The 11,966-nt window shown below is 37.3% G+C and carries 11 protein-coding genes and 1 riboswitch; of the genes, 9 read left to right on the top strand and 2 right to left on the bottom strand.

Features of this window, described 5'->3' with window-relative positions:
* The gene (gene recQ, locus ACR9EA_RS08290; RefSeq protein ID WP_435139560.1) at positions 1 to 2,130 is read right to left on the bottom strand and encodes a DNA helicase RecQ; all 2,130 of its coding nucleotides are present in this window, start codon (positions 2,128 to 2,130) and stop codon (positions 1 to 3) included.
* 644 nt (positions 2,131 to 2,774) lie between these two features.
* A riboswitch (TPP riboswitch) is annotated at positions 2,775 to 2,868 on the top strand.
* Between the two features lie 74 nt (positions 2,869 to 2,942).
* Here recQ and thiS point away from each other — a divergent pair.
* The 8 genes from thiS (at position 2,943) to moeB (ending at position 10,437) form a co-directional block, all read left to right on the top strand.
* Entirely contained in the window at positions 2,943 to 3,149 is a 207-nt protein-coding gene (thiS, locus tag ACR9EA_RS08295) for a sulfur carrier protein ThiS (RefSeq protein ID WP_435139562.1), read from the top strand.
* A 102-nt stretch (positions 3,150 to 3,251) separates the two neighbouring features.
* Positions 3,252 to 5,108 carry a phosphomethylpyrimidine synthase ThiC gene (gene thiC / locus ACR9EA_RS08300; protein WP_435139564.1) on the top strand — a complete coding sequence of 619 codons (1,857 nt, stop codon included), beginning with the start codon at positions 3,252 to 3,254 and terminating at the stop codon, positions 5,106 to 5,108.
* 259 nt (positions 5,109 to 5,367) lie between these two features.
* On the top strand, positions 5,368 to 5,958 hold the full coding sequence (locus ACR9EA_RS08305; protein WP_435139566.1) for a thiamine phosphate synthase: 591 nt from the start codon (positions 5,368 to 5,370) through the stop codon (positions 5,956 to 5,958).
* A gap of 101 nt (positions 5,959 to 6,059) precedes the next feature.
* Complete coding sequence (locus tag ACR9EA_RS08310) at positions 6,060 to 6,821, top strand: hydroxymethylpyrimidine/phosphomethylpyrimidine kinase (protein ID WP_435139568.1); 762 nt, start codon at positions 6,060 to 6,062, stop codon at positions 6,819 to 6,821.
* Entirely contained in the window at positions 6,818 to 7,438 is a 621-nt protein-coding gene (gene thiE, locus ACR9EA_RS08315; protein ID WP_435139570.1) for a thiamine phosphate synthase, read from the top strand. The genes ACR9EA_RS08310 and thiE overlap by 4 nt, the downstream gene beginning before the upstream one ends.
* 36 nt (positions 7,439 to 7,474) lie before the next feature.
* The gene (locus ACR9EA_RS08320) at positions 7,475 to 8,251 is read left to right on the top strand and encodes a thiazole synthase (RefSeq protein WP_435139572.1); all 777 of its coding nucleotides are present in this window, start codon (positions 7,475 to 7,477) and stop codon (positions 8,249 to 8,251) included.
* A gap of 3 nt (positions 8,252 to 8,254) precedes the next feature.
* On the top strand, positions 8,255 to 9,367 hold the full coding sequence (gene thiH / locus ACR9EA_RS08325) for a 2-iminoacetate synthase ThiH (protein WP_435139574.1): 1,113 nt from the start codon (positions 8,255 to 8,257) through the stop codon (positions 9,365 to 9,367).
* Positions 9,368 to 9,381: 14 nt separating this feature from the next.
* Positions 9,382 to 10,437 carry a molybdopterin-synthase adenylyltransferase MoeB gene (gene moeB, locus ACR9EA_RS08330; RefSeq protein WP_435139576.1) on the top strand — a complete coding sequence of 352 codons (1,056 nt, stop codon included), beginning with the start codon at positions 9,382 to 9,384 and terminating at the stop codon, positions 10,435 to 10,437.
* Here the strand turns inward: moeB and ACR9EA_RS08335 are convergent.
* Entirely contained in the window at positions 10,434 to 11,243 is an 810-nt protein-coding gene (locus tag ACR9EA_RS08335) for a DUF1853 family protein (RefSeq protein WP_435139578.1), read from the bottom strand. The two genes, moeB and ACR9EA_RS08335, sit on opposite strands and share 4 nt — an antisense overlap.
* A gap of 123 nt (positions 11,244 to 11,366) precedes the next feature.
* Here ACR9EA_RS08335 and nrfH point away from each other — a divergent pair, with 123 nt between their 5' ends.
* The gene (nrfH, locus tag ACR9EA_RS08340) at positions 11,367 to 11,957 is read left to right on the top strand and encodes a cytochrome c nitrite reductase small subunit (RefSeq protein WP_435139579.1); all 591 of its coding nucleotides are present in this window, start codon (positions 11,367 to 11,369) and stop codon (positions 11,955 to 11,957) included.
* The last annotated feature ends 9 nt before the right edge of the window (positions 11,958 to 11,966 follow it).

An 11,966-nucleotide genomic window follows, 5' to 3' on the forward strand; every position in this document is an offset into this window, starting at 1 on the left:
TTATTTTTTTGAATCGATAACACTTAAAGCCAATCTGATTTTAAAATAATCGATTTGTTCTTCAAAATAATCAAAATAGGGCTTTAAAGCTGTTGGATTGTCTAATTCCTGCTGTGCTTTTTGTACTGCTGCGACTTCAGATTTCGATACAAAATCGTAAATATTGATGTTTTTGCCATCGCTGTGTAATTTGGCAATATGCGAATAAACGGTCGTATCTTTTAGTTTTCGTTGCATGGCAATTTCTTCAACCGACAAGCCTTTTTTATACAAATCGTAAGTAACCAAATGGGTAGCTTTCTTTTTCTCTTTTTTGAGTTTGGCGCCCATGAAGTTTAAAATTTCAGCAATAAACTCGTCGCCATAAACTTCGGCTTTGTGCTGTCCAACCCCGCTTACGTCCATTAATTCCATTAGGCTCATGGGGCGTACACGCTCCATTTCGATTAGCGTTTTATCGCTAAAAATTAAATAGGCAGGAATGTCTTCTTCTTTGGCAATGTTATAACGCAGTTTACGTAAACGTTCAAACAAGCTGTCTTCGGTTTTTGTTTTTGTACGTTTTGTTTTTCTGGATGGCGCTTTTTCTGCAATTTTAGGTTCATTTACATGAACAGGTTTTGTTAAAGGAACTTTTGCGCCATTGAACAAGACATTTTTAGAAAATTCTGTAAGTTGCAAGGCATTATTTTTATGAAACGCGATTTCGCAATAGCCCTGATTGATGAGCTGAATTGCAAAATGTTGCCAGTCCTTCCAAGCAATATCTTTACCAATACCAAAGGTTTTTAAAGTTTGATAACCTTTCTCTAAAACCGCTGCATTTTGTGACCCACGCAGAACATCCAGCACCATGCCGATGGCTTCCTCTTGTTTTAAACGATATACGGCAGATAGTATTTTTTGAGCAATGATGGTGCCGTCAAAAATTTGTGGCGGATTTTTACATACATCGCAATTGCCGCAATTTTCTTCCAGCAGTTCGCCAAAATAACCAAGTAATATTTTTCGGCGACAAGTGGTGGCTTCACTGAACTGTTTCATGCGTTCCAGTTTGGCAATTTGTACATCTTCGTTAGCCGCACCTAAAGCAAAACGACGCAATTGAATAACATCAGCATAACTATGAAACAAAAGTGCGTGGGCATCGAGTCCGTCACGGCCAGCACGACCAATTTCCTGATAATAGCCTTCAATATTTTTCGGCATATTATGATGAATTACCCAGCGTACATTCGATTTATCGATACCCATTCCAAAGGCCACCGTGGCACAAACCACTTGCGTATTGTCGTAAACAAAATCTTCCTGAACTTTATTTCGTTCGTTAAAATTAAGTCCGGCGTGATAAGCAGTGGCTTCAATGCCATTACTATTTAATTTTTTAGCGAGTTGCTCGGTGTTTTTTCTGCTTAAACAATAAATAATGCCCGATTGATTGGGGTGTTTTTTAATGAAACTGATTATCTGTTTCACTTTTTCGCTGCCTGAACGCACTTCCAGTGTAATATTTTTTCTGTCGAAAGACGAAATAAACTGTTTGGCATGTGGAATATTTAATTGCTCCATAATATCCTGCCGCGTGGCTTTGTCGGCTGTTGCGGTTAAAGCGATAATTGGAATATTAGGAATCGAGCGTTTTAAAAACCCGAGTTGCTGGTACGAAGGCCTAAAATCGTGCCCCCAGGATGAGATACAATGCGCTTCGTCTATAGCGATACAACTGATGTATCTTTCGTTTAAAATATTGGATAGGCCAGCCAAACTTTCGGGGGCTACATAAAGCAATTTAATTTCGCGTTTAGCAACTTGTTCTAAAATACGATGCTGTTCTTCTACAGTTTGGCTACTGTTAAAATAATTGGCTGAAATACCGTTTGCTCGTAAACCATCAACCTGATCTTTCATTAAAGCAATTAAGGGCGAAATGACCAAAGTTACCCCTTCAAAAATTAATGCAGGCACCTGAAAACACATCGATTTACCACCGCCCGTAGGCATAATTACCAGCGTATCGTTACCTTCTAAAACGTGCTCGATTATGGCTTGCTGTTGCGGACGAAAGGCATCGTAACCAAAATATGTTTTAAGTGTAGGATGTAATTTCTCTTTAAAATCGGGTAGTGGCATAAACTGTAATTTCGGAATGCAAAATTAAGAGAAACAGATTGTATTATCATTTATTATTTATTATTTGTTGATGGTTGATAGTTGTTGGGGTTTGGGATTTGAAATTTGTCACTTCGAGTGGAGTCGAGAAGTCTTTTAAATTTATACTTTAACTAAACCACCATAGACTAGAAGTCCATAGGTTTGAAAGCAGACTGAAAGTCCGATTATTTGTGTTTGTTTTAGCCACAAATACACAAATATTTTTATAAAAACTATGTCAAATATTCGTGCGTTAGTGGCGCAAAAATATTTATAGAAACTGAAAGTCTTGCACTAAAAGTACATAGCTTCAACTAACGCCTGAGACCAATGAAAAGGTCTCGACTGCGCTCGACCTGACAAAGAAGTTATAGTTAGTTATAAACATTATTATTTATAATAAATAGAAATTAGAAAAGTGCGTTTTATTAAGTAGGTATTTTGCTTTCTGCTTTAAAAGTACTCCTAATAGAATTTAGTTTTTGAGATTTTAAATTATCAATTCTCCATTGTCAACTATCAATTATCATTTAACTAGAAGTACATTACAAATAAAATGTTTTCAATTTCTTTAGAATTTATTTGCTTCTCTGCTAAAAAATCATTTAGCTTTGTAACAATAAAATAAACTTTAGGAGTAACTACATTGTAGTTTGAGAAATATCCTTGGAACCTGAAGCTGTTGATACAGCCGGAGGAAAAAGTTAAGTCTTTTCAAAATATCTCGATAATCGTTAATCATCTTTAGCGGTTAATCCTTAAAAAGTTTATGGTAAAATATCTAAATGAAGATGATGATATCTATACACGTAAACGATTCCGAAACCCAAGTAGCTAAACAAAGTACTTTAGCAACTTTAATGAGCAATTTGCATCAAAATTCCACGGGTATGGCTGTGGCCATTAATAATCGGGTGATTCCTAAATCGCAATGGTCTGAAACTGGATTGGAGCAAAACGATCAGGTTTTAGTAATTACCGCAACACAAGGTGGCTAAGTCGGTTTTTCTACGTTTATAATTGCGTTTATAATATCATATCGCATTAACAAATTAACAAAAATACAGGGTGAATTACACCCTGAAAAACGATGTATTACTATGAAAAAGAAAGACACCGCACCAAAGCAGGGTGTTACCACAAAACCGTTTCCGAACTCTAAAAAAGTGTATGTTCAAGGCACATTGTTTCCTGAATTGCAGGTAGCCATGCGCGAAATAACTTTGAGCGACACGGTAGATTCGATGACCAAAGAACGCACACCAAATCAGCCGGTAACCGTGTACGATACCTCGGGGCCGTACACCGATCCTGAAAAGGAAATTAACGTGCATAAAGGTATCGAGCGCATTCGTGAACCTTGGGTTTTAAAGCGTGGCGATGTGGAACAATTAGATGCTTTTTCGTCGACCTATTGTAACGAGCGATTAAATAATCAAGACCTGGATCATTTACGATTTACAGACGTTAGAAAGCCATTACGAGCTAAAGGAGGTCGTAATGTGTCGCAAATGCATTATGCAAAGCAAGGCATTATTACACCAGAAATGGAATATGTTGCCATTCGTGAAAATCAGAAAATAGAAGAAGCCATTCGTTTATCCGAACAGCATGGCGGGCAAGATTTCGGGGCTTCGATTCCAAAAAAAATAACAGCCGAATTTGTACGTGAAGAAATTGCACGCGGTCGTGCGGTATTGCCATCAAATATTAATCATCCAGAAAGCGAACCGATGATTATTGGTCGAAATTTCTTGGTGAAAATTAATGCTAATATCGGAAACTCAGCAACCACTTCAAGTATCGAAGAAGAAGTAGAAAAGGCGGTTTGGGCTTGCCGTTGGGGCGCCGATAATATCATGGATTTGTCAACTGGCGAAAACATTCACGAAACCCGCGAGTGGATTATTAGAAACTCACCAGTGCCAATCGGGACCGTGCCTATTTATCAGGCATTAGAAAAGGTAAACGGTAAAGCCGAAGATTTAACTTGGGAAATTTTTAGAGATACTTTGATTGAACAAGCCGAGCAAGGTGTCGATTATTTTACCATTCATGCCGGCGTACGTTTACGTTATGTACCGATGACTGCAAAACGTATTACGGGAATTGTGTCGCGTGGTGGTTCTATCATGGCGAAATGGTGTTTGGCACATCATAAAGAAAGTTTCTTATACACGCATTTTGAAGAGATTTGCGAAATAATGAAAGCTTACGATGTGGCTTTCTCTTTAGGGGATGGTTTGCGTCCGGGCTGTATCGCCGATGCTAATGATGAAGCGCAATTTGCCGAATTAGAAACTTTAGGCGAATTGACAAAAATAGCCTGGAAACACGATGTGCAAACCTTTATTGAAGGACCAGGGCACGTGCCAATGCACATGATAAAGGCCAATATGGATAAACAGTTGGAAGCTTGCGAGGAAGCACCATTCTACACCTTAGGGCCTTTAACGACGGATATTGCACCGGGATACGATCATATTACCTCAGGTATTGGAGCCGCCATGATTGGTTGGTTTGGCTGTGCCATGTTGTGTTATGTAACGCCTAAAGAACACTTGGGATTACCAAATAAAGACGATGTACGCACAGGTGTAGTGACTTATAAATTAGCAGCGCATGCCGCCGATTTAGCGAAAGGTCACCCAGGCGCGCAACACCGCGATGATGCCTTGAGTAAAGCACGATTTGAATTCCGTTGGGAAGATCAGTTTAATTTAGCATTAGATCCAGAATTAGCTCGCGAATATCACGATGAAACCTTACCTGCCGAAGGTGCTAAAATTGCGCATTTCTGCTCCATGTGCGGACCAAAATTCTGCTCGATGAAAATTTCTCAGGAAGTACGCGATTTTGCTGCCGTAAACGAAATTAAAAACGATGAAGTTTTTGAAAAAGGTATGGCGGAAAAATCGAAGGAATTTAAGGATAAAGGTAGCGAAGTTTATTTGTAGGTTTTGGTTGATAGTTGCTGGTTGTTGGCTTGACTGAATATTGAAGACTGCCAACTCGTTTAAAGTTGTCATTCGATTTAAGAAAGAATCTTTGGTTACTGATTTAGCTATTCAAAAAGATGCTTCACTGCGTCCCTTGTTCTGTATGACAAATGGATTGTCATTCCGACAGAGGAGGAATCTTTTAGTTAGAACCAACAATAACAAAGCTACAGTTTGGCGAAAAAAAATATAATTAAAATCCCAACAACTAACAACCATGCTAATAGTCATAGCTTCTGAAAATGATATTCAAAATGAAACCAAAATTGTAAACCAGTTGTTTCAAGCAGGTTTAGAATGTTTTCATTTAAGAAAACCAAGCTATGATTTGAAGAATTATGAAGCTTTTTTAAATGGCATTGCGATTGAATTTCATAATCGGATTGTCATTCACGATTATCACGAATTGATTAATGAATATGATTTAAAAGGCATTCATTTTTCTGAACCCAATCGGATTAATAATTTGGAGCAGGGAACAGGCTATTTTAAGGGTTTAAATATGATGAGCAAAACCATCAGCACATCTTTTCATGATGTTGAAACGTTAAAACACTGCGATTTTGAATTTGATTACCAGTTTTTAAGTCCGGTGTTTACATCGATATCAAAATCAGATTATCAAGGTAAACAATTTGATGTAACAGGTATTGATAAATCGATTATCGCATTAGGCGGCATACATAAGGATAATGTTTCAAAAGTGAATGCATTAGGCTATGCTGGCGCTGCTGTTTTAGGGAGTGTCTGGCAAATGAGAAATCCACTTTTAGTGTATAAAGAGATGCAATTTTCGGCCAATTATTGAATTTTTAAAGTGTTTAAATGATTTTACCAAACATAACAAGTTTGATTGAATTGAATCACTGTTTTTCATTGTTAAATGAGAAAGGATAAAATAATAAAATCATGCAAAATAAAACGTACATCTTAACCATTGCTGGTTTCGACCCTAGTAGCGGTGCGGGACTGACTTCGGATATTAAAACCTTTGAGGCGCATAATTTATACGGTTTGTCGGTTTGTACGGCGGTTACGGTTCAAAATGATGTAGCATTAAAAGACTGTATATGGATGGGGGAAAAAGTTATTTTGAATCAGGTTACAACGCTTTTTGAACGTTTTAAAATTGAAGTCGTTAAAATTGGTATCGTTCAATCGTGGACGGTTTTAGCTTCAATTATAAGCGTTTTGAAAGCCTGCAATTCTGAAATTAAGATTGTTTTAGATCCGGTTTTACATGCCAGTTCTGGTTACGATTTTCATTCAGGTTGTAACACCGAAAACTTGCTGGACATATTAGAAACTTGCTATTTTATAACTCCAAATTACAATGAAATTAAAGCGTTTTATCCAGGTAAGTCCGTGAATGAAACTATTGAAAATATCAGAACAAAAACAAATATCTATTTTAAGGGCGGACATCGCAGTGAGCAATTGGGTTTAGATGAAATATTTTATAATCAAACCGAATATTTGGCTCTGCAGGCAGATTCAAACAAAATCACCGAGAAACACGGCAGTGGCTGTGTGTTATCGGCATCCTTAGCATCAAATCTTGCAAAAGGGCTTCAAATTGAAGACGCTTGTCGGACCGCAAAACAATATACCAAACAGTTTTTAATGTCGAATACAACGGCCTTAGGAACGCATAATTACCAAAACGTATGATTAGTAAACTTCATTTTATAACACAAGGGAGCACCTCTGAACAACATATCACACAAATTAAACAAGCCTGTGCTTGCGGTGCCGATTGGGTGCAGTTGCGCATGAAGAATTTTGATGACGAAACGCTCTTGAAAACAGCAGAGCAAGCGCGAACAATAACCAATTCCTATCAAGCCAAATTGATTATTAACGATCATTTTCAAATCGTTCAAGCGGTTAAAGCCGACGGTGTTCATTTAGGAAAAAACGATGCTTGTCCAGAAACCGTACGTGCTATTTTAGGTTCCGATTTCATAATAGGCGGTACTGCAAATACCTTAGCAGATTGTCAGAATTTAATTGAAAAACAGGTCGATTATATTGGTTTAGGACCGTTTCGATTTACAGAAACCAAGTCTAATTTAAGTCCGATTTTAGGATTGGAAGGCTATCAATTCATTCTTAAAAACATTTCAAAACCAATGCCAGTTATTGCTATTGGCGGCATTACAACCGAAGATCTTCCAGAACTTTTAAAAACGCGTATTTACGGTGTAGCGATGTCTGGTACTATTATCGAGGACTTTAATTGCATTTCAGAAATAAAGCAATCATTTAACACCCCCCCCAAACAGTAAACTAAAGCGCGGTACACGCGTTAAAAACACAAGAACATGACAAACGATTTTTTAACTATAGCTGATAAAACATTTAAAAGCCGACTGTTTACAGGAACAGGAAAATTCAGTTCGTCGGCATTGATGAAAGAGGCGATTTTAGCTTCGGAAAGCGAATTGGTAACCGTGGCTTTAAAACGCGTAAATGTAACTGAAAAAGAAGATGATATCTTATCGCACTTAAACCATGAGACTATTCATTTACTGCCAAACACATCAGGTGTTCGCACAGCTGAAGAAGCGGTATTTGCCGCACAATTATCTCGTGAAGCACTAAATACCAATTGGGTAAAATTAGAAATTCACCCCGACCCTAAATATTTATTGCCAGATCCTATCGAAACCTTAAAAGCAGCCGAAATTTTGGTGAAAGAAGGTTTTGTGGTGATGCCTTATATTCATGCCGATCCTGTTTTATGCAAGCGTTTGGAGGATGTTGGTGTGCAATGCGTTATGCCTTTAGGAGCGCCAATTGGCAGTAACAAAGGCTTAAAAACTTTAGAGTTTTTAGAGATTATTATTGCGCAAAGTAATGTACCGGTAATTGTTGATGCCGGTATTGGAAGTCCGTCGCATGCCGCTCACGCCATGGAATTGGGTGCCGATGCTGTGTTGGTGAATACAGCCATTGCGGTCTCTCAAAACCCGATTGCAATGGGCAAAGCATTCAAATTGGCTGTTGGGGCTGGCCGCATGGCATACCAAGCAAAATTAGCACCTGTTAAGCAGCAGGCCGAAGCGAGTAGTCCGCTAACTAGTTTTTTAAATTTATAATTTATGAGTCATTTTAAAACGGTTTTCGAAGGTTACGATTGGGATGAGACGCTCGCGAGTATTTATGCAAAAACCACTCAAGATGTTCAAAATGCATTACAAAAAAATCAACGTAATTTAGAAGATTTTAAAGCTTTAATTTCTCCAGCTGCGACACCGTTTTTGGAAGATATGGCGCGTTTAAGTAGCAGTATTACTAAAAAACGCTTTGGGAATACCATACAAATGTATGCACCTATGTATTTGAGTAACGAGTGCCAAAATATTTGCACGTACTGCGGATTTAGTATGACCAATAAAATTCCGCGTAGAACACTCACGGATGCCGAAATCCTAAAAGAAGTCGCTTATCTAAAATCGAAAGGTTATAACCATATTTTATTGGTTACTGGTGAAGCTAATCGTACCGTTGGCGTGTCGTATTTGAAAAATGCCATTCAGTTAATTCGCAATCAGTTTGCAAATATCACTATTGAAGTACAACCGTTGGATCAAGAAGAATATGAGCTTTTAATTGAAAACGGATTGTACGCCGTGCTTGTGTATCAGGAAACCTATCATAAAGCCGAATACAAAAAACACCATCCAAAAGGTAAAAAATCGAATTTCGATTATCGTTTAGATACTCCCGATCGTTTGGGAAAAGCGGGTATTCATAAAATAGGTTTAGGTAGTTTATACGGTTTAGAAGACTGGCGTGCCGATAGCTTTTTTACGGCCTTACATTTAAAATACCTTCAAAAAACCTATTGGAAAACCAAATATTCGTTATCGTTTCCGCGATTACGACCATTTTCTGGTGGATTGGAACCAAAAGTTGAAATGACCGATCGGGACTTAGTGCAACTTATTTGTGCTTTTAGATTATTAGACGAAGATGTCGAATTGTCGATGTCGACACGCGAAAGTGAAATTTTCAGAAATCATATTGTCAATTTGGGCATCACGTCCATAAGTGCCGAATCAAAAACCAATCCAGGTGGTTATGTTGTTGAACAGCAATCTTTAGAGCAATTCGAGATTTCTGACGAACGTTCAACAGAAGTTATTACTGATATGTTAAAACAAAACGGCTTGGAAGTGGTTTGGAAAGATTGGGAAAATAATTGGCAATAACGTATTTTTATAGCATGTTAAATTCCGAAGAACGCAATCAATATAAACGCCATTTAACCCTCGATGCAATAGGGGAAGCAGGGCAAGAAAAATTAAAAGCAGCCAAAGTGTTGGTTGTAGGTGCCGGAGGTTTGGGCTGCCCAGTGTTGCAATATCTAACAGCAGCAGGTGTGGGCACTATTGGTATTATCGATCACGATGTGGTAGATCAAACCAATTTACAGCGTCAAATTTTATACACGCAAGCGGATATTGGACAGTCAAAAGTATCTTGCGTTATAAAAAGGCTTCAGGCATTAAATCCGTTTATTGTATTTAAAGGTTACACTGATAGATTATCCACAGAAAATGCTATTGAACTATTTAAACACTACGATATTATAGTTGATGGCACCGATAATTTTAGTACGCGATATTTAATAAACGATGCCGCAGTGTTATCTGGAAAACCGGTTGTTTTTGGGTCTATCTTCAAATTTGAAGGTCAGGTTTCTGTTTATAATTTTCATTCTGGACCAACTTACAGATGTTTATTTCCGAAACCGAATACGCTCGCTTTAAATTGTGAAGACGCAGGTGTTTTGGGAGTTTTACCAGGAATAATTGGTACGTTTCAAGCCAATGAAGTCATAAAAATTATTTGTGGTATTGGTAACGTGTTAAGTGGGAAACTTTTAATTTTTGATGCCTTAAATATGAATCAGCATATCGTGGGTTACGAAAAAACGGAACAGTCGCAGATTGCATCACTTTCAGAAACAGTAATCTATTGTAATTCGGCTTTAAATTTTGAAGAATTAACCTTTGAAGATTACCTGAGCAAGAAAGATGAATTCTTTGTTTTGGATGTACGTACCGATAGCGAACGGAAACAATTTCATTTAGAAAGTCATCACATACCATTATCAGAATTAGAACAACGTTTTAAAGAAATTAACACCCCAAAACCGATTTTGGTATACTGCCAATCCGGAAAGCGTTCGGCGCAAGCCATACAGCTATTAAAAACGCAACAATTAGCTAATACACTATACAATTTAAAAGATGGGTTATTGCACGCTAAAGTTTAGTGCCACCAAACCACAAAACATTTTTTAGTGGTGCCATTAGGGAATTTCACCCAGCATAGTGGCGCTGTTTTATTTTGAATGAGTGGCGTAATTTCTACCTTAAAGTTTTCGAAAGTTAACCAAGGGACTTGTATTTCTATGTCGCACAGCCAATTGACTTTAGTAGGAATATAAAACTTGCAATCTTTTAAATGGTGCAAAGTATCAAAATGTAAATAAAATCCAACAATGCATTGCGGATTAATTCCGTTTGCTTGTTCTAATTCAGACATGCCAAAAGGCAAAAATAGTTGTGCTTTAAAACACACTTGCTGCATTATGTTTTTTGTACTAATGTGTAAGGTATTTAACACCAACTGGGTTTCGGGTTTGTAGAGTAAGGGCAGTTGTTTGTGTTGTAACTTATTCAATTTTTCAATAAGACTGTCTTTTCGATTTGGACCTATCCAGTGGTCAAGTTCAGTATCTCCTACGGTGTTATCGTACAAATAGAATTTGTAAATAACCTCTAAATGTGTAATAGTATCGTTTTGTTGGACTATACAATCTAATTCTCCAAGAGTTATTTTATTATTTTGAATTTGAAGGTTTTTAGCCAATACCTTGGTCTCCGATTGTGAATTTAAATAGTTAAATATAAATTGCTCTACACGTTTTCCTAAGCGTATATTAGAGTCAATTCTAGAGTCAAATTTTGTTTTATGATTACTAGGTAAATCAAACTGAATTAAGTTATTTACAGTGCTGTCATGCCAAAGTGCTGGTGTTGCAATGCAACCTTGATATTGTTTTTGTATAGCTTCCATAGATGCAAATTACGCATAAAACCATAAATTATTTAGAATGATTCTTTTTAGAATGTAACTATAGAAAAACCTTACATTTTGAAAATTATTTTTTATAAATTTACATAACTAATAATCAATGTTTTGGCAATTAACCTTTTACCAGATAAGCATTCACGATGGCTTCCAGTAGCTATTGTTATTCTAGGAAGCATTGTTGGACTAGGATTATTTCTTGCAAAAGAATCTGAAGTCGTGTCGTATATGACAGACGACCCTAAAGCGTGTGTTAACTGCCATGTTATGACTTCGGAATATAATAGTTGGATGCATAGCTCGCACAGAGAAGTCGCCTCTTGTAATGGATGTCATGTGCCGCACGATAATATAGCCAACACTTATTTTTTTAAAGCTAAAGACGGATTGTATCACGCTTCTGTATTTACAATGCGCAACGAACCTCAGGTTATTTTCATGAAAGAAGCTTCGCAAGAAGTGGTTCAGCAAAACTGTATCCGTTGTCACCAGCAACAAATTACCGATACAAAATTAACGTCTTGGGTCGAGGCTCACCAGAGTAACAGAACCGATCGGCAATGTTGGGATTGCCATAGAGAAGTGCCTCACGGTAGCGTTCATGGTTTATCGAGCACAAAATATACCATAGCTCCAATACCTACAGACCCCGAAAAAGATGTTATTCCAGAATGGTTAAAAGAAGAAATTAAAAAGTAATTAAAATTA

It is taken from the genome of Formosa sp. A9 (assembly GCF_051200825.1).
GTDB lineage: Bacteria > Bacteroidota > Bacteroidia > Flavobacteriales > Flavobacteriaceae > Formosa.